Here is a 23,457-nt window from a genome sequence, read left to right as displayed (position 1 = left end):
TCCGGTCTATCCCTGGACGTGGTGGCCGAGCTGGGCTGCCAGCTTCGTGAGCAGGCCGGCGGCCGCGTCGGCGATCACGGTTCCGGGCGGGAAGATCGCCGCGGCACCTGCCTGGTAGAGCTCGTCGAAATCCCCGGGCGGAATGACGCCGCCCACCACGATCATGATGTCCTCGCGGCCCACCTCGGCCAGTGCCTGCTTGAGAGCAGGAACGAGAGTGAGGTGACCCGCGGCCAACGACGACACACCGATGACGTGCACGTCGTTGTCGGCCGCCTGCTGGGCGACCTCTTCGGGCGTCTGGAACAGCGGTCCGACATCCACATCGAAGCCGAGGTCGGCGAACGCGGTGGAGATCACCTTCTGTCCGCGGTCGTGGCCGTCCTGTCCCATCTTCGCGACGAGGATGCGGGGCCGGCGGCCCTCCTCTTCAGCGAACTTCTCGACGAGTTCCGTTGCCGTGGTGATGTTGGTCGCCTTTCCGGCCTCGTCGCGGTACACCCCGCTGATCGTGCGGATCTCGGCCTGGTGCCGCCCGTAGACCTTCTCGAGGGCGTCGGAGATCTCTCCGACAGTCGCTTTCGCGCGTGCCGCGTCGATCGCGAGGGCCAGCAGGTTGTTCTCCATGCCACCCTCGGTGGATGCGGCGGCGCGGGTCAGCTCGGCGAGCGCGGCCTGTGTCGCGGCCTCGTCTCGGTCACCGCGAAGCTGCTCGAGCTTCGCGATCTGCTCGGCGCGCACCTTGGAGTTCTCGACCTTGAGCACCTCGATGGTGTCCACCTCGTCGGGAACATACTTGTTGACGCCGATCAGCGGCTGGCGCCCGGAGTCGATACGGGCCTGGGTGCGCGCCGCAGCTTCCTCGATGCGCAACTTCGGGATGCCTTCGGAAATGGCCTGTGCCATTCCGCCGGCTTCCTCGACCTCGGCGATGTGCGCGCGGGTCCGGTTGGCGAGCTCGTGGGTGAGCCACTCGACATAGTGCGAGCCACCCCACGGATCGATGGGCCGGGTGGTGCCCGACTCCTGCTGCAACAACAGCTGCGTGTTGCGGGCGATACGGGCGGAGAAGTCGGTCGGCAACGCGATCGCCTCGTCCAGCGCGTTGGTGTGCAGCGACTGGGTGTGACCCTGTGTCGCAGCCATCGCCTCGACGCAGGTACGGGTGACGTTGTTGAACACGTCCTGCGCGGTCAGCGACCACCCCGAGGTCTGCGAGTGGGTGCGCAGCGACAGCGACTTGGCGGACTTCGGTTCGAACTTCTCGACCAGTTCGGCCCACAGGAGCCGGCCGGCGCGGAGCTTGGCCACCTCCATGAAGAAGTTCATTCCGATCGCCCAGAAGAACGACAGCCGCGGTGCGAACTTGTCGATGGCCATGCCTGCGTCCAGGCCGGCACGGATGTACTCCACACCGTCGGCGAGGGTGTACGCCAGCTCCAGATCGGCCGTCGCTCCGGCCTCCTGGATGTGGTAGCCGGAGATCGAGATGGAGTTGAACTTCGGCATCTTCGCGCTGGTGTACGAGAAGATGTCGGAGATGATCCGCATCGACGGCTTCGGCGGATAGATGTAGGTGTTGCGGACCATGAACTCTTTCAGAATGTCGTTCTGAATGGTTCCGGCGAGTTGTTCGGGCTTGACGCCCTGCTCTTCCGCGGCGACGACGTACAGCGCGAGAATCGGCAGCACCGCGCCGTTCATCGTCATCGACACGGACACCTGGGACAGATCGATGCCGTCGAAGAGTTGCCGCATGTCGAGGATCGAGTCGATCGCGACACCGGCCATACCGACATCGCCCTGGACGCGCGGATGGTCGGAGTCGTAGCCGCGGTGGGTCGCGAGGTCGAAGGCGACCGACAGGCCCTTCTGCCCGGCCGCGAGATTGCGGCGGTAGAAGGCGTTGGACTCCGCGGCGGTGGAGAATCCGGCGTACTGGCGGATGGTCCACGGCTGGTTGACGTACATCGTCGGGTAGGGGCCGCGCACGAAGGGCGCGATCCCCGGGTAGCTGTCGAGGGGGTAGCCCTCGGCGACGATCGCGTCGCGGTCCGCCCGGGTGTAGACCGGCTTGACGTCGATCCCCTCGGGCGTGGACCACACCACTTGGTCCTTGGTGTACAGGTTGGCGGTGGCGACGGATTCGGTGAGCGCGTCGGCCTGCTCCGGAGTGGGAGCGGACGGCACCGGCGCCGCCGGGTCGGTCAGCGGGATGTCGGCGAAGCTGCCGATCTCGTGTTCGATACTCACTTACGCTCCCAGGGTGTCGAGCAGGTCGGTCAGCGCGGCAACCGCGTCGATACGGGCGGTGAGGAAGCCGTCGGGACGGCTCTCGCCCTGCACATCGCCGACGGCTTTCTCCGGTCCGGCGAGCAGCACGGTCGTGATTCCCGCGGCGCGCAGCGCGGCGGTGGCGGTCGCGGCTTCCTGGCCGTACCGGGCATCGGTGCCGCAGAGGATCGCGATACTCGCGCCGGAGCCGCTGACGGCGGCGGCGACGGCATCGCCCGTGAGATCGAGCGGACCCGGGTTGACGGTCTCGATGCCGCCCGATGCCATCAGGTTCGCGGCGAAAGTGCTGCGGCCGTTGTGTTCTGCGACGGGTCCGAGCGGTGCGAGCAGCACCTTCGGCCGGGCGCCGTGTGCGGCGAGGTAGACGTCCGAGCGGTCACGCAGCGCCTCGAACGGCGCCGCATAGCGCGCGGCGAACGTGCCGGCGTCCGCGGCGCCGGCGGGGAGCGGGGCCTCGGCGAGATTGGGGAACTCGTTGATGCCGGTGAGCGCGGTCCTGCGATGCGCGATGTCGTCTTCCCTGTGCGCACGGGTCGCGGCGATGCGTTCGGCGACCAGCCCCGACTCGAGGGCGGCGCGGTATCCACCGGCAGCTTCGATCTCCTGGAAGAACTCCCAGGCCTTGGCGGCAATCTGCGCGGTGAGTTCCTCGACGTACCAGGATCCGGCGGCGGGGTCGAGAACGCGGCCGAGGTTGGATTCCTCGAGGAGCAGCAACTGGGTGTTGCGGGCGATGCGTGCGGCGAACCCTTCGGACACGCCGAGCGCGCCCGTCGGCAAAGCGGCATCGAACGGCAGCACGGTCACGGCGTCGGCACCGCCGATGCCCGCGCCGAATGCGGCGAGGGTGGTGCGCAGCATGTTCACCCAGGGGTCGCGCTGGGCCATCATCGCGGCCGAGGTGACTGCGTGCTGGGGAGCGTTGCCGGCTTCCGGTGCGCCGACCACCTGGGCGATACGTGCCCACACTTGCCGGCCCGCGCGGAACTTCGCGATGGTCTGGAACTGATCGTCCGTCGCAGCCAGGCGGAACTCGATCTGTCCGAGCGCCTGCTCCGGCGAGAGTCCGGCGGTGATCAGTTCGCGAACGTACGCGAGACCGGCGGCGACCGAGGCGGCGAGTTCCTCGGCGTCCGAGGCACCGGCGTCATGGAATGCGGTGCCGTCGACGGTGAGGGCCCGAACCGTGCCGGTTCGCTCTGCCGCCACGACCGCGAGTTCGACCGCTTCCGGCACGGTGGTGTCCGCGCGGCCCGAGAATTCGCTGGTCAGCGGCGCGGCACCGAGAAAGAGGCGTACGGCATCCGGGTCGGCGAGGTCGCTGCGGGAATCGACGACCGCGTACAGCGCTGCGGTGGCAGCAACGGTCTCGGCCCGGGCGTCGAGTGTCACCGGCGCGAGGTCGAGCAGTACGTTCTCGAGGGCTGCGCCGAGAGACTCGACGGGAAGGTCGGTGCCGCCGACACGCAGCCACAGTGCACCGACGCCGTTTTCGAGGCCGTTGAGGATGCGCTCGTTGACCTTGGTGGCGGTGCCGTAACCGGTCGCCGCCGCGTCGCCGCCGAACTGCGCGGACACCAGCCAACCGGTGGTGACGTCGCGGGTGGAGGAACCTCCGCGTACGAACGGGAACTCACCGGGCAACGGGACTTCGGGACGTTCGTCGCGAATGCCGTAGAGGGGGTTTACGGTGACACCGTCGTACGTCGTGGTCTCGAGCAGTCGCTGCGGCTCGGGGCCGAGTTCTGCCGGGTCGACACGCCGAGACTTCGCGAGCACTCCCGCGACCGCGTCCTGCCACTGCGCATATGCGCGCGCGGCGTCCTCGGCTTCTGCAGCTAATGACACGTGCGATTCCTCCTACTGCGGCATGCAGGATCTGTTCGGCGGCGTTGTGGGCCGGAGGCGGATGATCCCGAAAAGGTTAAACCTTTGTCGCTGTGATGCTAGCCGCACACTCTGGACACTCACTGTGGGGATTCCCATAGATTCTCTAACGATCGATAAATGTGGTCCGCAGTGTGTGATCGGGCACGCCGGTCGCGGCACCTCCGGAAGTACCGCGCCCCGCGGGTACGCTCGGATCCCGTGACGAGGATTATCGGAGACCGCAGGATCCTCGGTCTCCTCCTCTTGCTCGCCGCTCTGGTCGCCGTGGCGCTGCTGGTTCCGCTCCCCTCCGTAGGACAGATCCGCGAGTGGTCCCAGTCGGTGAACGGCCCCACGCTGATCCTGACGTTCTTTGCGATCCACACACTCGTGACGATCGCTCCCGTGCCGCGAACGGTGTTCACGCTCAGCGCCGGTGTGCTCTTCGGGAGCGTGACCGGAATCGCGGTGTCGGTCGCCGCAACAACCGCAAGCGCGATTCTGGCGTTTCTTCTGCTGCGCGCCGTAGGGCGCACCGTCGTCGAGGCGCATCTGACGCACCCCGCCGCCAAGGCGGTCGATCTGCGCCTGGCCCGCCGTGGCTGGCTCGCTGTCGGGTCCCTGAGATTGATCGCGGCTGCACCGTTTTTTGTCGTCAACTGCTGTTGCGCGGTGTCGTCGGTGCGATTCGTGCCGTACACCCTCGCCACGATGGTCGGCATCCTTCCCGGCACCGTCGGTGTCGTGTTGCTCGGCGACGCCCTCACCGGCCGGGCCGATCCCGCGTTGATGGTCGTCAGCGCCGTGTGTATCGCGGTCGGTATCGGTGGCCTCCTACTCGAAGCGCGACTCCCCGAACCGGCGGGCTCGGCTCTGGATGCTGTCGTCGATCCCCCGGCACACTCGACCCGGAGCGAGTGACACGGCCCGGTCGATACGGAGTATTGCCCCGACTCTGCCGCACTCCCCTTCACACTGGGAGCGATGACGGGGAGCGGAGCGGGAAGATGACGAGATACGAATCCATTCGCGTCGAGACCGAGGATCGCGTGACCACGGTGGTCATGGCGCAACCGGATCGTCGCAATGCCGTCGACGGTGCGATGGCTGCGGAACTCGCGCGGGCATTCGAAGAGTTCGACACCGACCCCGGCACCGACGTCGCCGTCCTGTACGGCGAGGGCGGGACGTTCTGCGCCGGCGCCGATCTGAAATCGATCGGTACAGAGAGAGCCAACACCGTCGCGGTGGAGGGTCACGGCCCGATGGGCCCGACGCGCCTGAGCATGTCGAAACCGGTGATCGCGGCGATCGAGGGCTATGCGGTGGCCGGTGGTCTCGAGCTTGCGATCTGGTGTGACCTGCGGGTTGCCGCGTCGGACGCCGTGTTCGGCGTGTTCTGCCGGCGCTGGGGAGTACCGCTCATCGATGGCGGCACCGTGCGCCTACCGCGACTGATCGGCGAGAGCCGGGCCATGGACATGATTCTGACCGGCCGGCCGGTGGGTGCGGACGAGGCGCTCGGTTTCGGCCTGGCCAATCGTGTGGTCGAGCCCGGCACCGCGCGAGCAGCCGCAGAGCAGCTTGCCCGCGAGCTGACGCGCTTTCCGCAAACCTGCATGCGCAACGACCGCCGGTCGGCTCACAACCAGTTCGGACGCACAGAGCGAGAGGCCATGGCACTCGAGATCCGGGTCGGGATGGAATCTCTCGCGGTCGATACGACCCACGGCGCTGCTCGGTTCAGCGACGGAGAAGGCCGCCACGGCGACTTCTCGTAGACCGGCCCGGCTGGACGGGCGTGCGCCACGGGGTCATTTTGCCGGGGCCTTGCGGGGCCGTCCCCGGCGCGCCGGCCGGGCAGGAGACGGGCTCGCCGGCTCCGTCGACGGTTGTTCCTCGGCCCCCGATGCGCCGGACGGAGCGTCGCGCCAGCTGATTTCGATTTCGATTTCGATCTCGTCGCCGTCGACCTCGATCTCCAGCTCCCACCGCACTCGATCGGCGACCTCCATCGTCACCGAGTCACCGGACGATCCCAGCTCCACCTCCGAGCCGTCGGCGAGAGCACGGCCGAGTTCGATCAGCCGCTCGGACGCTTCCTTACGAGAAAGCTCGGACGTCTTCTTGATCTCCAGCTTGGGCACGACGACTCCTGACCTCAGCGCAGTGTGCACTCACCGTAACCGCCGCGAGGTGTGTGACCGGCCCGAACGAGAAGACGGACGGCGGGTCAGCGGCCGCACGAACCTTCGCGACCTCTGCCTGCATCGCCCTCGCTCGTGGGAAACTCGATCAAGGGATGGGTATCACGCCGGGTACCGGTGTGGCTTCCCGGCCGCTCCGGCGACCCCGACCGAACGGCGGTGCACACCGCATGAGCGAACACCCACCTGCCGGCGAATCGTCCGGGGAAGTAGTGGCTCCTCGGCGGCTGCTGGGTCTCCTGCTGGCGATGGCGATGTTCGTCCTCGTCGTCGATACCTCACTGATGAACGTGTCCATCTCGTCTGTGGTTCGCGATCTCGACACGACCGTGAGCGGTGTTCAGTCGGCGATCGCGCTCGAGGCACTGGTCTCGGCCGCGTTCATCCTGATCGGCAGCAAGATCGGCGACCTCATCGGACGGAAGCGGGCCTACGTACTCGGCCTGCTGGGCTATGCCGTCGGTGCGACAGCCATGGCACTCGCACAGACCCTCACGGCGGTCATCGTCTTCTGGGCCGTCCTGGGCGGTATCGGCGCGTCGCTGCTGTTACCCGCCATGCAATCGCTCATCCACGGAAACTTCGAAGGGAAGGCGCAGAAGAAGGTCTACGCCCTGGTCGGGGCGGCCGCCGCGATCGCCGCTGCGGTCGGGCCACTGCTCGGCGGGTTCATCACCACGTTCCTGTCGTGGCGGGTGGGCTTCGTCCTCGAGGTTGTCGTCATCGGGATCGTGTTGTGCGGGATCGGACTCGTCCGCGACGTGCCGTACACCGGTCCGCGGACGATCGACCTGGTCGGCGCCGCCCTCTCCGTCGTGGGAATGGGTGGCGTCGTACTGGGGATTCTGGTGTGGCAGGAAGGCGGCGAGTTCGTCGGCGTGCTCCTCGTGCTCGGCGCACTCTCGCTGGTCTGCCTCGCGGGCTGGCTCGTGCGCCGCAAACATCGAGGGAAGACGACGTTGCTGGACCCGGATCTGTTTCACTCCACGATGTTCCGGCTGGGAATCACGGGACAGATGCTCCAGCAGATCGCCCTGGGCGGGACGATGATCGCGTTGCCCATCTACCTACAGATGGTGCTCGAATACAACGCGCTTCAAGCGGGACTGTCGCTCGCGCCGCTGTCTCTCAGTATGTTCGCGGTGGCGTTGCTCGCAGGCAACAAGGCCGGCGACCGGCGCCCCAGCAGCATCATCCGGGGAGGGTTCGTGCTGTTGACGATCGGCATCGCCGCGCTGATACCGATCGTGCCGCGAGCCGAATTCGGATGGGGGCTCATACTTCCCCTGATGATCGCCGGATCCGGCCTGGGTTTGCTGGTGTCCCAGCTCAACAACTACACACTCGCACCGATCGACGAAGAGCGCATCAGCGAAGCGGCGGGGGTCAATTCCGCGTCGGGGTCGTTCGGACTCTCGTTCGGACTCGCATTCGCAGGTGCTCTGATGCTGGCGACACTGTCCTTCACGTTCACGTCCATGGCGGAATCGAGCACGGTGCTCCCTCCGGCCGAGCAGCGTCAGGTCGCGCACGTGCTCGAGGACGACGCGCAGGTCATGAGCAACACACAACTCGAACAACTGCTCGTAGAACAACCACCGGTGATTCGAGACGAGATCGTTCGGATCAACACGGACAGCCGTCCTCGCGCTCTGCAGGTGGCCCTGCTCGTTCCGCTCGTCGCAGGCCTCGCCGGAATCGTCACCTGCCTACGGATGGGGCGCATACCCGATCCGGAATCCCACGAACCGGCGGACAGCACCTAGGCGGTGGTGTCCCCGGCCAGACCTGCCCTGCGCCGGGTCGCCTCGGTGATCGCGGACCAGTCCTGACGGGCCTGCCCGTGGGCCAGCGCATCGATGAACACATCTTCGAGCACGCTTCCGAACGGCAGCGTCACGTCGGCCTTCCGTGCCTGGGCGCGTGCGAGGCGCACATCCTTCAGCCCGAGAGCCAGGCCGAATCCGGTCGGCTCATACGTGCGACGAGAGATCATCCGCCCGTAGCCCTCGTAGACGGCACCGGGGAACAAGCTGTCGTTCATGATGTTCATCAGCAACTCCGGTGATCCGCCCACCTTCTCCGAGATGGTCGTCGCCTCGGCCATGGCCTGGAGTGCGTTGGCGATCAGATAGTTGCCGAGAATCTTGACGATGTTGGCCTGCTTGGGGTCCTCGCCGATCCGCCACGTCCGGCGTCCGATCGCCTCGAGCAGCGGAGCCACTTCCTCCACGGCGGAGGAGTCACCCGCGGCGAGCACCGTCAGGTTGCCCGCGTCCGCAACTTCCGCGCGCCCGAAGACCGGGGAGGCCACGTAGCGGACGCCTATACCTGTCAGCGCCTCCGCAGCGTGGGTAGCCATTTCGGGGCTCACCGTGGCGAGGTTGACGTGGATGGCACCCGGCGGCATCGCAGCGAGAGAGTCGGGAGACAGTACGGTGCCCGCGAATGCGTGGTCGTCGGCGAGTGCACTACACGAGATGGGCACACGCAACGCCTCCGCCGGCGAGTCGACTTCCGTGGCACCGTACTCGACCACAGCGCCGGCTTTGCCGGGGCTTCGATTCCAGACGGAGACGGTGTTTCCGGCTCGTGCCATATTGCGGGCCATCGGTGTACCCATCGTGCCGAGGCCGAGAAATCCGATCTCCACAGCAAAGTCCTTCCCATCGGGAAAGCGTGTTGGCGGCCGGTTCAACTCTAGCGCCGCCTCCGTGCGGGCGCGGGCGCTCGACGGAAGCGGGCGAACGGTCGCGGCGGCTCGTCAGACCCGAGAGAAGCAGTACCGCCGGATCGCGCAGGGTCGTGGATCAGTCGTTCTGCAGTGCGTCGATCGCGGCTGCGAGTTTGGCGGCGGCGTCCTCCGCGACCTCACGCAACCCCTCGGTGTCGGCCACCTGCACCATGATCTGCGGGTTCATCGCATCGATGATGATCACGTCGTCGTTCTCGGGGTCCCGACGCACCACGACATTGCAGGGCAGGAGAAGACCGATCTGCCTGTCGGTGGTCACTGCGCGATGCGCGAGTGGCGGATTGCACGCGCCGAGAATCACGTAGTCTTCGATGTCCTCGTCGAGTTTGGCCTTGAGCGTCGCCTTCATATCGATCTCGGTGAGAACACCGAAACCCTGCTCCGACAATGCTTTTCGAGTCCGGTCGAGTGCGTCGTCGAAGGTGGTCGCGAGAGTGGTCGAGAGTGCGAGGGTCATGGGTGTTTCCTTTCCGGTCCGGCGTCGGGCCCGCTTTGCGTCAGGCAGGCACCTCCTCTCAGTATACCCCTCGGGGTATACCCACTCCCCGTTCGGACGCCCGGCCCACCGGGCCGACCGAGGGTGCGCGACGAACTCGGACCCCTACTCCGGCGAGGGCGACGCCGACGTCCTCGACGGCCCGGACCAACTCACGACCACCGACCGCACCCCCGACCATTCCAGCATCGACCGAATCGGCCCGCCTGCGCACAATTGACGGTCGAGTTCTCTCTGTTGCGCGCCCAGATCACGGCCGTCGGGTACCCCGACGAGGATCTCGACAGGGGCAGTACTGCGCCCACCCTCGAGCAGGAGTTGTTCCTCGTGGACGGCATGGACCGGGACGTCCTCGTTTCCGGCAGCATCTCCGACGACGAGCGCGACGTAGTCGGCTTCGTCGTCGTGGTAGACGACGAGATGACTGGGGCGCGTCGTTGCGGGCAAGGAAACGTCCACATGCTCGCCTCGACGCACCTCCTGCAGTTCCCCACCGAGGCTCACCCGCCGGGCAGTCCAGCTGAAGAATCCGGTATCAAACTCCTTCATCGCTCGCCCGCTCTCCTCGTGGTCACTCGTACGAGAGTTATTCGTCGCCGGAGTGCGGCGGGACGGGTGAGTGTTTCTGCGGACCTCCGCCGTCACACGTCAGCGCGAGCGGCGCTTGTCGCGTAACCGGGTAGCGAACTCGCGCGCCTTGCGCTGGTTCTCCGGTTTGGACGCTTCGCGCTTGACCACCTGGATTGCCTTGACGGCCACGCCGCCCTTGATGACCCTGCTGAGCATTCCCATCGTGTGCCTCCTGTCGTGCGGACATCGAATCCGATACTTCAAACGGTACGAGCCGACACCGGACTGCGCGACCTACCGGTAGTCCTCCGGACCCACCAGGAGGCACGGCAATGCTCCCGCGGTGACGACGAACGATCATCACGATCCACAGAAAGGACACGATATCCAGGTCCGAAGGTCCCTGATCGCGCGACGATCATCCCTTGTGCTGGGCCGACTTCCTGCAGAGAATCACCGCATGGGGAACTTCGGGGTGCCCGCCGACCTTTCGGACGACGAGATCGTAGAAGGCCTCTATTTCTGGCGAAACAGACTGCGCCACTTCGCTTCCGAAGGAGACACCGTCGCCGAGGAAGAGGCTCGCGCCGCCCTCGGACAATTCACGAGCGAGGCTCAGCGGCGCGGACTTCACTGAGGCGGGCGACCGCTCCCCCGGCTGTCGTCCGACGCCGCCCGGCGTTCGCTGCGCCCACCGCCGTGGCCGGATCGACCGTCGTCGATGCGTGGGAAACATGGGGGATCGCTAACGGTTTCCGGTTTCTCTCGGCGAGTCGAGTGGGCTCACCCGAACGGCCACAGTGGGTTCTGCGGAATCCTGCCCTTCCGACGGAACCGTCGGATCCACCACGAGAACAGGGACCGGACAGTGCGCCGTGAGGTACTCCGCCACACTGCCGAGCATCCGGGTCGACATCCCGCGGCCCCGCTTCCCGACGACCAGCACGTCTGCACGGTGGTTCTCGGCGTACCAGCGCAGGCACTCTCCGGGCGGACCTGCAAGAACCGCGTAACCCACCGGAACGGTCCCGGCGCCGGAGGCTGCCGCGGTCAGACGCTGCTTCGCCCGGTCCACCATCGTCGAGTCGGGGTCGTTGGCGTCGTCGTAGGACACGACCGCGACCAGCTCGAGAACTCCGCCGCCGCTCCCGAACAAGCGCAGCGCCGAGTGCAGCGCGTGCTCGGCCTCGACGGACGCGTCGTACCCGACCATCACGCGGAGTCCGGACGCCTTCGCGGCGTCGGCGCCCCAGCTGTCGACGGACGTCACGTCGACGGAGCGGGGATTGCGTTCGACTCGCTCGTACGCAATGGGGACGAACAACGGCCCGAGGATCACCGCGATGAGTGTCCATCGACCGTCGTGTCCGCGGCGCGCCATCCATAGACCCGTCAGCAATCCGACGCACACCCACACGACGACGAAGACGGCAAATACGGTCCAGTTCACGATCTTCTCCTCGTACACGATGCAGCATCACGGTGTGTCCGCGTGCGGACCTCGGGGACAGTGCGCACCTCGGGGACGGTGCGCACCTCGGGGACGGTGCGCACCTCGGGGACTGTGCGGAAGTCGGGGACTGTGTCCCGCGCCGAGCTCGGCCGAACTCTGCCTCCCGGCGCCGCGCCGAGCCCGATCTCAGGCATGACGCTCACCCTTCTGGTAGACGTCGGGGATCCCGTCTCCGTCGTCGTCGACCGTCTCCAGTGCGACGATCCTCCGGTAGGTGCGGTTGCGGACGACAAGCACCGACGAAGCGCACAAGGCACTGAGCAGCGAGCCGCACAAGACGGCGACCTTGATGTGGTCGGCGGCAGGAGTCCCCGCGCCGTACGCGAGATCCCCGATCAGCAACGACACCGTGAATCCGATACCGCCGAGCAGCGCGACCCCGAACACATCGACCCAGCTCAGTTCGTCGTCCAGGTGCGCGCGGGTGAAGCGCGCCACCAGGTAGCTGACACCGAAGATTCCGACGACCTTACCGAGGACCAAGCCCGCAATCACGCCGATGGAGATGGGATCGGTGAGGGCATCGGCCAACCCCGTGAGGCCACCGACCGTCACGCCGGCGGCGAAGAACGCGAACACCGGTACCGCGACTCCGGCGGACAGCGGGCGAATCCGGTGTTCGATGTGCTCGGCCACCGGAATCTTCTTACCGTCGACCATCCGTGACACCGGAACCACGAACCCGAGCAGGACGCCGGCAATCGTGGCGTGCACCCCGGATTCGTGGACGAGCCACCAGGTGACAGCAGCCAAGGGCACCAGCACCCACCATGCGTTCACCCCGCGCTGCAGGGCGAACCCGAACGCCAGCAGGGGAAGCAGCGCAGCGCCGAGAAAGAGCAGCTTTACATCGTCGGTATAGAACACGGCGATCACCGTCACCGCCAGGAGGTCGTCCACCACGGCCAGCGTGAGCAGAAACGTCCGCAGCGCCGACGGCAGGTGTGCGCCGATCACAGCGAGGATGGCCACCGCGAACGCGATGTCGGTCGCGGTGGGGACCGCCCAGCCGTTGAGCGCCTCCGCACCGCCGCGCGCGTTGATCGCAACGAAGATCAACGCGGGGACCACCATGCCGCCGAGCGCGGCGGTGACAGGCATCGCGGCGCGGCGCAGATCCCGCAGACTGCCTTCGACGAATTCGCGCTTCAGTTCCACACCGACGACGAAGAAGAAAACCGCGAGCAGCCCGTCCGCCGCCCACGTGCCCAACGACAAATCCATGTGGAGCGCCGACGGACCGACGGTGGTCTCGCGCAAGGCGTGGTAGGAGTCGGACCACGCGGTGTTCGCCCAGATGAGCGCGGCGACCGCCCCGACGAGCAGCAGGATGCCGCCCACCGTTTCTTTGCGCAGAATGTCCGCCACACGCCGGGATTCCTCCCAGGAACCACGGGACAGGAACGGAAGGCCGGAGAAGATGCTCGACATCACACGTCCTCGGAAGACAGCGCGGCCGACTGTCGTGCGGGGCAGCATCGGCCGGGCCGAGAATTCACGACGGGAGTCAACGCGCCGGGCATCCCGGCAGGCGGGGTTGGAGATACAACACGACGGTACACACAGTCCTCCGGCTCGAGAGTGAGATCATCACCTTGCCGACCAGACTTCCCGGCGCACCGGAAAGGACAGTACCGCACTCGTACGGTGTGGACGGTCGTCGCCCTCCTGCGCCTCGCACATGCTGGGGCAGGCCGTCGCGAGCAACCGGCGCTCCCGTGCGGTGATCCCGTATCTCTGGCACCATCATGGCGTGACGACCGATCGGATCGAAGTACAGCGGACCGTCAAGTCCGATCCCGCAGCGATTTTCGCGGTGCTGTGCGACCCCCAGGGGCACGTTGCCATCGACGGTTCCGGCATGTTGATGGACGCGGAGGGCCCGGTGGTGACCGCGGCCGGCGATAAATTCGTCGTTCACATGGACCGGGAGGCCCTCGGTGACATTCCGATGGGTGAATACGATGTCACGGTCACGATCAGAGACTTCGTCCCGGAACGAGAGATCTCCTGGACCATCCTGGGAAGAGTGCGACCCCAGATCGGGCACATCTACGGCTACCGGATCGAACCCGTCGACGACGGTTCTCTCGTGACGTCGTACTACGACTGGTCCGAGATCCACCCGACGTGGCGCGAGGCGGGCATCTTTCCGGTGATCTCCGAGGCGACTCTCAAATCGTCGCTCGGTATCCTCGCGCGCACCGTGCGCCGGGGTTATCCGCACTGATCACGGACCCGGGGGTGCGTCACGTCCCGTGCCTGCCTCGGGCATGATCTCGACGTAGCCGTCCGTCCCGTTCACGCGAATGAGCGAGCCGTCCCGGATCGTCCCGGTGGCGTGCTGCACGCCCACCACGGCCGGCACGCCGTACTCCCGTGCCACCACCGCGCCGTGGGTCATCAGTCCGCCCACCTCGGTGACCAACCCGCCGATCGAGACGAACAATGGGGTCCAACTCGGATCGGTATACGCGGTGACCAGGATGTCGCCCGGCTCGAGGTCCGCCTTCGCCATGTCGTCGACCACCCGGGCTCTCCCCTCGACCACCCCGGCGGAGACCGGCATGCCGGTCAGTGCGCCGTCGGGGACGTCCTCACGCCGGTACTCCCCCACGATGACCTCCCCGTCGGACGTGAAGACCCGAGGGGGCGTGAGAGACGTGTACGTGCGGAACAAGTCTTTCCGCTCCCGCACAAGGGCATCGCACTCTCGATGCGTGCGCACGATGTCGCGCAGTTCCTCGAACCTCAGGTAGAAGATGTCGTCCCGGTGGCGGAGTACACCTGCGTGCACGAGGCGCTCGGCTTCGGCGGACAGTGCTCGTTTGTACACGAAATAACGGCTGACCATGGCGTACTTCGGGTACTCCCGGTACCCCGAGAAAGTCCGGAGACGGTCGATCATCCGTTCGGTCTCGTCGGCTTTCCGATTCCCGTCCGGCAGCGTCCGTAGGCGTCCGAGCAACTCGCGTGTCTTTTCTTCCGCCTCACGCCGGCCGTGTTCGAAACGCCGCATCGCAGCGCCGGGAGCAAAGTTCTCGACATTGCCGACGATCACCGGCACCAGAGCCGTCGGCCGTTCGCTCCAGCGTGGCCTCGTGATGTCGATCTCGCCGGCACAGCGCATCCCGTACTCGGCGAGATACTCGTCGATCGCGGCTTCGGCCTGCCGACCGCCGGGGATCTCACCCAGTTCCCGCCGGAAACGTTCGTCGTCGCCACCCGATCGCGCCACATGCCGAAGGAACTCCACCACCTCCGGGTACGGCCGGATCGCGTCCGCGACGTCGAGGAGCGCCAAACCCATCTCGGAGGTGACGTTGTGGGGAACGGATTGCGCGAGCGTGTCGGCAACGTTCCTCTTACCGAGCCACTCGTGGAGATGGGCGTCGAGCCACCGCGCCGATTCCGTCGCGGAGGTGATCACCCGAAGACTTCGCGGATCGAACAACAGCCGTCTCAGCTCCTGGATGTCGCATTCTATGAAATCGAGCAACGCCGTCCCGGATCTGCCACGGATCTCGCGCTGCAACGCGTCCAGAGAGGCCTCCGCGTGCGCGATCAACTCGGTGACGACCTCCGGGTCCGCGTCGAGCAGGTCGGGTGCGTCCGGCACGGGACCGCCCGGCTGCTCGTCGGTGCCCGATCCAACGAGATCCGCGCGGGCGAGAACGGTGTGCAAGGCATCCCCGATGAGTGGATCGGATCTTCCGAGGCCTTCCACCAGGGCGGCACGGGTCGCCGGTGCGGACAGCGCAGCGGTGACATCGACGAACAACCGTCCTCCCGCATCACGCATGGGTGCCGGACTCGTCAACTGCCACACGGAGATTCCCAACGGCTTCATGGCGTCGGTCATCATCTGCTGATGTCCGACCGACACGTAGACGTGTTTTTCTCCGTCCCGTACTGCGGGGAGCGGGAACAGGGTGGTGACGGGCCGACTCTGGACGACGCGGAAGTCGTCGCCCACCAGACACCATTCGATGTCCTGGGGGCAGCCGAAATGAGCCTCGATGTCCCGCCCCAGACGCGCGAGACGAAGGATCTGCGCGTCGGACAGGACGGGGATGTTCCGCCGCTCCGGTTCGACTTCCCGGACGCGCGTTCCCCCGGTGGGCGCAGCCCACAGAGCGTGCCGTTTCCGGGCAACCGCCCTGGTGACGACATCGCCTGCGCGCACGCTGTAGACGTCCGGTTTCACCGAGCCCGACACGAGGGCCTCACCGAGCCCGAAGACTGCTTCCACGGACACGACCGTGCGATCGGAGGTAACCGGGTCGGCGGTGAACATAACCCCCGCCGCGTCCGGGAACACCATCTTCTGCACGACCACAGCCATACGGACCTGCCGGTGGTCGAATCCGTTCCGCATTCGATAGGTGACGGCCCGCTCGGTGAACAGCGACGCCCAGCATCGCGTTACGCACCGAAGGATCTGGTCACGGCCCGAGACGTTGAGGTACGAATCCTGCTGTCCGGCGAAAGACGCCGTGGGCAAGTCCTCGGCGGTGGCACTGGACCGGACCGCGAAGGCGGCATCTCCACCGAAGCCGCCGAGCGCCGCGAGGACCGCGCCCGCGACATCGTCCGGAACGCCGTGATCTTCGATGGAGTCGCGGAGCGTCCCGCTCGCCACACGGATCCCGTCGCGGTCGTCCGGGTCGAGTAGCGACAGTCGATCGAGCAGGTCACCGAATGACGGAACGGCGTCCATGGCACGCGTGAATGCATCCGCTGTGACGCAGAAGCCGTCCGGCACACGCGTCCCTGCGACCCTCGTGAGTTCTCCTAGATTCGCCCCTTTTCCTCCTGCCGGCGCCCCCTGTTCCCGCCCGACCTCATCTAGACCCAGTACGTAGTTCATGCCCGCTCCTCTCGCTGCGCGCCCGAGCACTCTGCGAGCGAGTATGGGCCGAAAATCCGGGTCTCATGAGGTCGCCCGATGCGGTATAACGTGAAAGGGGGATAGCGAGACGTGTATACCCCGCCCTAGCGGGCCTGGGGTTCCGGAGCGTCCGCTGAACGCACACGGCGCCAACGTATTCGAGGTTCTCGGGCGCCGGAAACGTATCGCGATGCCAGAATTCTCTCACCACCCGGCCATTTCGTGCGTGCCTGTCGCGCCACCGAACCGTCCGAGGAGAGATATGCACCGGAAACTGTCCCGCCTGATCGTCACCCCGCTCGTCACCGTCGCGGCCGCATCACTGAGCGTGGGTGCGGCGCACGCGGTCCCGTGGAACTCCGTCGACTTGTTCCCGCCGAAGGATCCCGTCGAGACACCGTTCTGCAGCATCGATTACGTCGACCCCAACGACTTCGGTCGATTCGACAGCAGTGACGTCACCGTGGCCTCGCCCGCACCCGGGCAAGTGATCTTCACGTTCCACACCCATTCGCAGTCTGCAGCGCCGTACACCCAGAGGGCGCATGTGGTCTGGGCAAACCTCGACACGGGTTTCAACGGCGTCGGCGAGGCAACGGCGCGTATCGACGCTGGTGACACGATCATCGAGTTGCCTGTCCAGAACACGGAACCGGGCCGGATCACGGCCGTCACCGGTGTCACCAACACCGCAGACAACGGGCAGAACGTTACGTACTACGACTGCTCCACCGAATACACCGTGCCCTGACGAAGCACGCCGCCGTCCTGACCCCTGGTCAGGACGGCGGCGCCGTGACTACGTCCGCACGAGAAGCCGACGCCACGTCGAACGCGGTGTCGTCGAATGCCGCAAGCTCCTTCAGCATCCGCCGGGTCGACCACGGCCAGTTGAAACTGTTACGGCCGTTGGCGTCGAAGAAGTAACTCTGGCAGCCTCCGGCGTTGTACACCGTGCCGGCGAGTGCCTTCTGTACGCGCGTGTTGAAGGAGTCCTGCGCGGCGCGGCGGGGCTCGACGCGGGTCCATCCCTCCTGCCGCGCACGGGTCAGCACCTGGAGGACGTAACCGAGCTGCGCTTCGAGAATCGTGAATGCCGAGGTGTGGCCGGTGCCGAGCGACGGGCCGAGCAGAACGAATGCGTTCGGGAACCCTGCGACCGTGGTTCCGAGATATGCTTGCGGACTGCCCTTCCAGTGGTCGTCGAGGCTACGGCCCTGCGCGTCGAAGATTCGGCTCGCGACCGGCATGTCGAGAATGTGGAAGCCGGTGCCGAAGATGATCGCGTCCACGGCGGTTTCGCTTCCGTCCGCCGCGACCACGACGTTCCCGCGCACGGACGCGACGGCCGTCGGATGAACCTCGACGCCGGGTCGGGCCAGGGACCGGTAGTACTTGTTGGAGAACAGAAGTCGTTTACAACCCAGCGTGTACCGAGGCGTCAGCGTCTCGCGGAGTCGGGGTTCGCTCACCTGAAGTCGGAGCCATATCTTGCCGAGTTGCTGAATCACCTTCATGATCCACGGGTTTCGGAAGCCGAGTCCGAGCGCCTCCATGATGCCGTACTCGACGCGCCGGAGAGCGTCGTGCGCGCCCGGCACACGCCGGAGTACGGTGCGCTCGAAGGCGCGCAGGGCGTAGTCCGGCTTGGGCAGCACCCACTGGGCCGTGCGCTGATACACGTGCAGGGCTTCGACCTTCGGCTGGATCTCGGGGATGAACTGCACCGCGGACGCACCCGTGCCGACCACCGCCACGCGCTTTCCGGTCATGTCGTACCGGTGGTTCCACCGCGAGGAATGGAACACTTCGCCCGGGAACGTGTCGAGTCCGGGGACGTCGGGGACGAGGGGTTCGTTCCAGGGACCTGCTGCCGCGATGAGCGCGCCGGCCGTGATCACGCCGGCGGAGGTCTCGATGATCCATCGGTGGGTCTGTTCGTCCCACTGGGCGCGACGCATCTCGGTACCGAAACGCACGCGGGGAAAGATGCGGTGTTCCCCGGCCACTCGCTCGATGTAGTGCCGGATCTCCGCCTGCCCGGCAAAGAGACGGGACCAGTCCCGGTTGGGTGCAAACGAGTACGAGTACAGAGCAGAGGGGACGTCGCAGGCACATCCCGGATAGGTGTTGTCGCGCCACGTACCCGCGACAGCGTCTCCCTTTTCGAGAAGAACGAAGTCGTCGATCCCCTGTTGGCTCAACCGGACCGCCGCGCCGATACCGGAGATTCCGGCGCCCACGATCACCACCTCGTAATGCTTCACTGCCGAGCCTCCATATGCAGTTCCCCCGATGACAGGACCGAGTCGCCGTCCACGTGCACCCGTAGGTGCGAGCGGTGCCGGAAACCGATCCATCGACGAATTGTGTGTAACTCGCCGTCATACCAAGAAGTTACCAGGCACTGCAGTCTCCGACCACCGCGCCGACCACTCGCTCGGCATATGTTCTGCGGGCCCTCCGGATCCGGACAGCGTCAGCCGATTGCCGGAGGGATAACCGGGTATCTCGACGTCATGGACCAGTCGGAGACACCGCTGCTGACGGGGTTGGCGCAATACCACGAACTTGGTCGCTACGGATTCTCCCCGCCGGCGCACCGCGAGGGCCGCGGGGTTGATTCACGCGTCGTAGAGGTGCTCGGCATCGATCCGTTCCGGGCCGACGTACTCGCTTCCGGCGGTCTCGACGACCGAACCTCCAGCAACGGGTACCTGTCCCGGGCCGAGCAACTCATGGCCGAAGCAGTCGGCGCCGAACAGGCCTTCTTCTCGACCTGCGGCAGTTCGCTCTCGGTCAAGGCCGCGATGATGGCCGTGGCGGGAAACGATCCCGGCGGCTTGTTGCTCGGGCGCGATTCCCACAAATCGGTCGTTGCGGGATTGATCTTCAGCGGCGTCGTTCCCCGGTGGATCACCCCGCAGTGGGACGAGGATATGCACTTCTCCCATCCGCCTTCACCCGAACAGGTGCGGCAGACATGGGAGGAATACCCGGATGCCGCCGGAGCCCTGATCGTCAGCCCTAGCCCGTACGGCACATGCGCGGACATCGAGGGCATCGCCGCGGTATGCCACGAACGAGGCAAACCGCTGATCGTCGACGAGGCGTGGGGGGCACATCTGCCCTTCCACGACGACCTGCCGACGTGGGCCATGGATGCCGGGGCGGACGTGTGCGTGGTGAGCGTCCACAAGACGGGTTCGGGCTTCGAGCAGGGTTCGGTGTACCACGTGCAGGGAGACCTGGTCGACGGCGCACACCTGTCCGCCTGCGCGGATCTGCTCATGACCACGAGCCCCAATGTGATGATCTACGCCGCGATGGACGGCTGGCGACGGCAGATGGTCGAGCACGGCACCGAACTACTCGGGAGCGCACTCGACCTCGCCCGTCGCACGCGGGACCGGATCGCCGCACTCGACGGACTCGATGTCCTCGAAGGCCGCCTGCTCGGTGACCAGGCCTCACACGACCTGGACCGGCTCCAGATTCTCGTCGACGTCGACGCGCTCGGCGCCTCGGGCTATCAATGCGCCGACTGGCTCCGCGAACATTGCCGGATAGACATGGGATTGACCGATCACCGGCGGATCCTCGCAACGATCTCGATTGCCGACGACGACGACACGACGGACCGTCTCGTCCGCTCCCTCGAGTTGCTGGTGCAGGAAGCCGAATCGTTCGATCCCCCGCCGAAAATGTATCGATCCAGATTCTGCGCGAGCTCCGCGTGCCGCGGAGCCCGACCGGATACCATCTCGTTCTCGAGCACCTGAGCGTGCACGCTCGGTGGATCGCCGCTCACCTCGGTGTCCCTTCCGGTGACCTGCGCGTCGCCCTGTGGGGTCGGCCGATCGATTCCGCCGCGGCACGGTTCCTGGTGCACCACCGCCGCGTTCGGCCCGACCGGGGAGGATCGCGCTACTGCGCCCGATGTCTGGCCGAGTCCGAGCCGTGGTGGCGGGCGGACTGGGCCAATCCGTTGCTGCCGCTCTGTGTACGCCACCAGAGCTATCTGCAGTCGAAATGTGAAGGCTGCGGTCAGGTGCCGTGGACCGGGACGGCGTGGATGAGCGCTCTGGCCCCGCCGTGGCAGTGCCCGCAGCGTCACCCCCGCGACCCGACCCAGCGACCAGGAAGTGTGCGTCCTTTCTGTCGCCGCGATCTGCGTGACGTTGCTGTCCTCGCTGCACCGGAGAAGTTGTGTCATGCCCAGCAGAATCTGATCGAGTTCGCTGCCCTTGCCGATCTTCAGCCGAGCAGGCGGCTGCGCTACGACAACGCGGACATGCTCATCAGCGAGGTGCTCGACGAGTTGTGCCGCCGATTCGTCGAGACAGTCGAAGCTTCGCTCGAAGCCAAGGGATGTCCTCGGATTCTCTCTCGAAGTGATGCACGCGTTGCTGGCTGTTTCTCGACGTGATCGCCGGTACCGAAGCCCTCTCCGACGCGGCCCTCTTGGTGCTGGCCGGGTTCTACGCACGCGCTAAGGACCGTCACGCCAGACTGGGCACCCAGCTCACATGCGCGGCGGGGAACTCACGCCCATGCGGGCTGACCGGCGGCGCTACACCGCCGGCGAGGCGATCTGTGGCGCGGTGAGATCACGTAGTGGCTCAACACCCACAGGCTCCGTGATCTGCAGCGGAATCACCGCGTACCGATCAGCGAGCTCACCTCGAACCGTGTCGATCTGCTCGAGTTCGGCAACCGCTCGCTGCCGCAGCAGCGGCGAAGTGGGCGCCGCCGCGGCCAGGGAATTGTTGACCACCCACGCCCAGGGCGTGATGCCGGCGCGCCGCAGATCATCCTGCAGACCCGCCGCCTCGAGCACCGGGGTGGTCTCGGCCAGGGTCACCAGCACGACCTTGGTCTGTGCCGGGTCCTGCAGCCGCATCAGCGGGGTGGTGAAGCGACCGCCGTCGCCCATCTGCCGGGCGATCTCCCGGTGATACGACCCGGTCGCATCGAGCAGCAGTAGCGTGTGGCCGGTGGGTGCGGTATCGACGACGACGAACTTGCGGCGTGATTCGTGGATTATCTTAGAAAAGGCCTGGAACACTGCGACTTCCTCGGTGCACGGGGAGAGCAGGTCTTCGGCGAGGGTGGCGCGGCCGGCCTCATCGAGCCCGGCGCCTTTGGTGGCGAGCACCCGGTCGCGGTAGGTCTCGCTCGCCTCATGGGGGTCGATGCGGGAGACCTCGAGGTGATCGAGTTCCCCGGCGACGGTGTCGGCCAGATGTGCGGCGGGGTCGGTGGTGGTCAGGTGCACGTCGTGGCCACGGCGGGCCAGGGCCACCGCGATCGCGGCGGCAATGGTGGTTTTGCCGACCCCGCCTTTGCCCATGCACATCACCAGTCCGGGCCCGTCGGCCTCGATCGCATCGACCAGATCTGCCAACGGGGCGTCGGCGACGGCGGCAAGCCCCGGATCGGTCCCGGTGGTCATTGCCGTGGTGGTGGTGGTGGTGGTGTCGAACAGGGTGCTCAAAGCGTCGAGGCCGACCATGTTGACCGGCTTGAGTTCCACCAGATCGGTGGGCAGCGCGGCGATCGCGGCGCCGCGACCCGCCAGTGCGGCCTGTTCACGCTGGTACACGGCGGTAGCCAGCGGGTCGGTGTCGTCGGCCGGGTCGGGCAGCACGCCGTTGACGACCACATGCTGTCTCGTCATGCCGATCGCGGCGAGTTCGCTGTGGGTGCGGGCGATCTCGGCCAGAGCGGCGCGGTTCGCGCGTGCCACGAGCACCAGGCGGGTGCGGCCGGGGGCCGACAAGGCCTCGACCGCGCCGGCGTACATGGCTTTCTGCTTGTCGAGCCCGGCCAGCGGTCCGAGGCAGGACGCGTCGCCTTTGCCGTGGTCGAGGAATTCGGTCCAGTTACCGGGCAGTTGCAGCAGCCGGATGGTGTGCCCGGTCGGGGCGGTGTCGAACAGCACGTGATCGAACCCGGCGACCCGGCCGTCGGGATCGGTGAGCAGCGAGGTGAATTCGTCGAACGAGGCGACTTCGGTGGTGCACGAGCCGGACAGCTGTTCGGTGATCGACGCGATCTCCGCTGCGGGCAACAATCCGCGGACAGGGCCGACGATGCGTTCGCGGTAGGCGGCAGCGGCCTGCTCGGGGTCGATCTCGAGCGCGCAGAGCCCCGGCACTACGGGGATCTCGGTGATCGTGTTGCCGATGTTCAGACCGAAGACCTGCCCGACGTTGGAGGCGGGGTCGGTCGAGACGAGCAGCACCTTCTTGCCGGCCCGGGCCAGGCGCACCGCCGACGCACACGCGATGGAGGTCTTACCGACTCCACCTTTGCCGGTGAAGAACACGAACCGGGGCGGGTCGGTCAGGAACGTGAGGTCGGCGGCAGCCATGAAAGCGGGGTACTCCTCGTCGGACGGGTATCGGCGGGCGGGATACGGATCTACATGGTCAGCAGCAGGTGGACTCGCCCGGGGTGCAGCAGGAGTCGCTGTCGTCGGCGAGCCCGAGCATCGTCACCCCGGACGGCGGCGCGGGTACCTCGAGGCCGGCCCAGGTGGCGAGCTCGGTGCGGGTCGGGTAGCGCCCGGTAGCGACGGTGACGTCGTCGACGAGCACGAGCGGCAGCCCGTCCGATCCGGCGAGTTCGAGGAATTTCTTGACGGTCTCGTTGTGGGCGAACGCGAGCGGGTCGTTGGCCAGGTTGTGGCGGGTGATGGCGGCGCCCTGCTCGGTCAGCGCGGCCATGTCGGCAGTGAAGGTGACCAGGTTCTGGTCGAGGTCCTCGCCGCACACGCCGGTGTTGCAGCACAGGGCCGGTTCGAAGACTGCGATGGTGCTCATAGGTATCAGGTAGTCCTTCAGTGATCGAGGCGAA

At 66.5% G+C, this 23,457-nt stretch carries 20 protein-coding genes and 1 pseudogene; 8 read left to right on the top strand and 13 right to left on the bottom strand.

Annotated elements, in window-relative coordinates; genetic code table 11:
• Window positions 1-6 precede the first annotated feature (6 nt).
• Entirely contained in the window at window positions 7-2,253 is a 2,247-nt protein-coding gene (gene scpA / locus HF877_RS14845; protein ID WP_169621948.1) for a methylmalonyl-CoA mutase, read from the bottom strand.
• Window positions 2,254-4,143 carry a methylmalonyl-CoA mutase small subunit gene (gene mutA, locus HF877_RS14840; protein WP_169621947.1) on the bottom strand — a complete coding sequence of 630 codons (1,890 nt, stop codon included), beginning with the start codon at window positions 4,141-4,143 and terminating at the stop codon, window positions 2,254-2,256.
• 240 nt (window positions 4,144-4,383) lie between these two features.
• Here mutA and HF877_RS14835 point away from each other — a divergent pair, with 240 nt between their 5' ends.
• Window positions 4,384-5,085 carry a TVP38/TMEM64 family protein gene (locus HF877_RS14835; RefSeq protein WP_346765174.1) on the top strand — a complete coding sequence of 234 codons (702 nt, stop codon included), beginning with the start codon at window positions 4,384-4,386 and terminating at the stop codon, window positions 5,083-5,085.
• A gap of 86 nt (window positions 5,086-5,171) precedes the next feature.
• Complete coding sequence (locus HF877_RS14830; protein ID WP_169621946.1) at window positions 5,172-5,945, top strand: crotonase/enoyl-CoA hydratase family protein; 774 nt, start codon at window positions 5,172-5,174, stop codon at window positions 5,943-5,945.
• Between the two features lie 33 nt (window positions 5,946-5,978).
• Here HF877_RS14830 and HF877_RS14825 read toward each other — a convergent pair whose 3' ends face one another.
• Window positions 5,979-6,311 carry an amphi-Trp domain-containing protein gene (locus HF877_RS14825; protein ID WP_169621945.1) on the bottom strand — a complete coding sequence of 111 codons (333 nt, stop codon included), beginning with the start codon at window positions 6,309-6,311 and terminating at the stop codon, window positions 5,979-5,981.
• Window positions 6,312-6,541: 230 nt separating this feature from the next.
• Between HF877_RS14825 and HF877_RS14820 the strand changes: the two genes are divergently transcribed.
• Window positions 6,542-8,137, top strand: a complete 1,596-nt coding sequence (locus HF877_RS14820; protein WP_169621944.1) for an MFS transporter — start codon at window positions 6,542-6,544, stop codon at window positions 8,135-8,137.
• On the opposite strand, the gene HF877_RS14815 is transcribed toward HF877_RS14820, so the two are convergent.
• The 4 genes from HF877_RS14815 to HF877_RS14800 all read right to left on the bottom strand — a co-directional run bounded on the left by HF877_RS14815 (window position 8,134) and on the right by HF877_RS14800 (window position 10,414).
• Window positions 8,134-9,024, bottom strand: coding sequence for an NAD(P)-dependent oxidoreductase (locus tag HF877_RS14815; RefSeq protein WP_169621943.1), 891 nt, complete (start codon window positions 9,022-9,024; stop codon window positions 8,134-8,136). The two genes, HF877_RS14820 and HF877_RS14815, sit on opposite strands and share 4 nt — an antisense overlap.
• Before the next feature lie 157 nt (window positions 9,025-9,181).
• On the bottom strand, window positions 9,182-9,583 hold the full coding sequence (locus tag HF877_RS14810) for a DUF302 domain-containing protein (RefSeq protein ID WP_169621942.1): 402 nt from the start codon (window positions 9,581-9,583) through the stop codon (window positions 9,182-9,184).
• A gap of 144 nt (window positions 9,584-9,727) precedes the next feature.
• Window positions 9,728-10,171, bottom strand: a complete 444-nt coding sequence (locus HF877_RS14805; protein ID WP_169621941.1) for a hypothetical protein — start codon at window positions 10,169-10,171, stop codon at window positions 9,728-9,730.
• Between the two features lie 99 nt (window positions 10,172-10,270).
• Complete coding sequence (locus HF877_RS14800) at window positions 10,271-10,414, bottom strand: hypothetical protein (RefSeq protein ID WP_169621940.1); 144 nt, start codon at window positions 10,412-10,414, stop codon at window positions 10,271-10,273.
• Window positions 10,415-10,652: 238 nt separating this feature from the next.
• Between HF877_RS14800 and HF877_RS14795 the strand changes: the two genes are divergently transcribed.
• Window positions 10,653-10,829 (top strand): hypothetical protein, encoded by a 177-nt coding sequence (locus HF877_RS14795; protein ID WP_169621939.1) that lies wholly within the window; start codon window positions 10,653-10,655, stop codon window positions 10,827-10,829.
• A 108-nt stretch (window positions 10,830-10,937) separates the two neighbouring features.
• On the opposite strand, the gene HF877_RS14790 is transcribed toward HF877_RS14795, so the two are convergent.
• On the bottom strand, window positions 10,938-11,642 hold the full coding sequence (locus tag HF877_RS14790) for a universal stress protein (protein ID WP_169621938.1): 705 nt from the start codon (window positions 11,640-11,642) through the stop codon (window positions 10,938-10,940).
• Between the two features lie 189 nt (window positions 11,643-11,831).
• Window positions 11,832-13,136, bottom strand: a complete 1,305-nt coding sequence (gene nhaA, locus HF877_RS14785; RefSeq protein WP_169621937.1) for a Na+/H+ antiporter NhaA — start codon at window positions 13,134-13,136, stop codon at window positions 11,832-11,834.
• Between the two features lie 322 nt (window positions 13,137-13,458).
• Between nhaA and HF877_RS14780 the strand changes: the two genes are divergently transcribed.
• Window positions 13,459-13,935, top strand: coding sequence for a polyketide cyclase (locus HF877_RS14780; RefSeq protein ID WP_169621936.1), 477 nt, complete (start codon window positions 13,459-13,461; stop codon window positions 13,933-13,935).
• Here HF877_RS14780 and rph read toward each other — a convergent pair whose 3' ends face one another.
• The gene (gene rph / locus HF877_RS14775; RefSeq protein ID WP_169621935.1) at window positions 13,936-16,575 is read right to left on the bottom strand and encodes a rifamycin-inactivating phosphotransferase; all 2,640 of its coding nucleotides are present in this window, start codon (window positions 16,573-16,575) and stop codon (window positions 13,936-13,938) included.
• A gap of 283 nt (window positions 16,576-16,858) precedes the next feature.
• On the opposite strand from rph, the gene HF877_RS14770 reads away from it, so the two are divergent.
• Window positions 16,859-17,347, top strand: a complete 489-nt coding sequence (locus tag HF877_RS14770) for a hypothetical protein (RefSeq protein WP_169621934.1) — start codon at window positions 16,859-16,861, stop codon at window positions 17,345-17,347.
• Between the two features lie 28 nt (window positions 17,348-17,375).
• Here HF877_RS14770 and HF877_RS14765 read toward each other — a convergent pair whose 3' ends face one another.
• A complete protein-coding gene (locus HF877_RS14765) occupies window positions 17,376-18,863 on the bottom strand; it encodes an NAD(P)/FAD-dependent oxidoreductase (RefSeq protein ID WP_346765173.1) in 1,488 nt (495 codons plus the stop codon).
• A 252-nt stretch (window positions 18,864-19,115) separates the two neighbouring features.
• On the opposite strand from HF877_RS14765, the pseudogene HF877_RS14760 reads away from it, so the two are divergent.
• Together HF877_RS14760 and HF877_RS14755 are read left to right on the top strand one after the other, a co-directional pair.
• Window positions 19,116-20,303, top strand: a pseudogene (locus HF877_RS14760) (ornithine decarboxylase); the annotation flags it as partial.
• 29 nt (window positions 20,304-20,332) lie between these two features.
• Window positions 20,333-21,025, top strand: coding sequence for a TniQ family protein (locus HF877_RS14755; protein ID WP_169621932.1), 693 nt, complete (start codon window positions 20,333-20,335; stop codon window positions 21,023-21,025).
• 144 nt (window positions 21,026-21,169) lie between these two features.
• Here the strand turns inward: HF877_RS14755 and arsA are convergent, their stop codons facing one another.
• Both arsA and arsD read right to left on the bottom strand, forming a co-directional pair.
• Window positions 21,170-22,972: an arsenical pump-driving ATPase gene (gene arsA, locus HF877_RS14750; RefSeq protein WP_169621931.1), complete on the bottom strand. Its 1,803-nt coding sequence runs from the start codon at window positions 22,970-22,972 to the stop codon at window positions 21,170-21,172.
• Between the two features lie 58 nt (window positions 22,973-23,030).
• Window positions 23,031-23,423: an arsenite efflux transporter metallochaperone ArsD gene (gene arsD, locus HF877_RS14745; RefSeq protein ID WP_064063745.1), complete on the bottom strand. Its 393-nt coding sequence runs from the start codon at window positions 23,421-23,423 to the stop codon at window positions 23,031-23,033.
• Between the last annotated feature and the right edge of the window lie 34 nt (window positions 23,424-23,457).

Origin of the sequence: Rhodococcus sp. BL-253-APC-6A1W, from assembly GCF_012843405.1 — a bacterium.
Taxonomy (GTDB): Bacteria; Actinomycetota; Actinomycetes; order Mycobacteriales; family Mycobacteriaceae; genus Rhodococcus.
The sequence above is the reverse complement of the archived record's forward strand: the minus strand, read 5'-3'. Positions and strand labels throughout refer to the sequence as shown.

Bases quoted from the DNA above. Each gene is read 5' to 3' on its own strand.
- HF877_RS14830 (WP_169621946.1), top strand. From the start codon at position 5,172: ATGACGAGATACGAATCCATTCGCGTCGAGACCGAGGATCGCGTGACC.
- HF877_RS14820 (WP_169621944.1), top strand. From the start codon at position 6,542: ATGAGCGAACACCCACCTGCCGGCGAATCGTCCGGGGAAGTAGTGGCT.
- HF877_RS14810 (WP_169621942.1), bottom strand. From the start codon at position 9,583: ATGACCCTCGCACTCTCGACCACTCTCGCGACCACCTTCGACGACGCA.
- HF877_RS14805 (WP_169621941.1), bottom strand. From the start codon at position 10,171: ATGAAGGAGTTTGATACCGGATTCTTCAGCTGGACTGCCCGGCGGGTG.
- HF877_RS14800 (WP_169621940.1), bottom strand. From the start codon at position 10,414: ATGGGAATGCTCAGCAGGGTCATCAAGGGCGGCGTGGCCGTCAAGGCA.
- HF877_RS14795 (WP_169621939.1), top strand. From the start codon at position 10,653: ATGGGGAACTTCGGGGTGCCCGCCGACCTTTCGGACGACGAGATCGTA.
- nhaA (WP_169621937.1), bottom strand. From the start codon at position 13,136: ATGTCGAGCATCTTCTCCGGCCTTCCGTTCCTGTCCCGTGGTTCCTGG.
- rph (WP_169621935.1), bottom strand. From the start codon at position 16,575: ATGAACTACGTACTGGGTCTAGATGAGGTCGGGCGGGAACAGGGGGCG.
- HF877_RS14770 (WP_169621934.1), top strand. From the start codon at position 16,859: ATGCACCGGAAACTGTCCCGCCTGATCGTCACCCCGCTCGTCACCGTC.
- arsA (WP_169621931.1), bottom strand. From the start codon at position 22,972: ATGGCTGCCGCCGACCTCACGTTCCTGACCGACCCGCCCCGGTTCGTG.
- arsD (WP_064063745.1), bottom strand. From the start codon at position 23,423: ATGAGCACCATCGCAGTCTTCGAACCGGCCCTGTGCTGCAACACCGGC.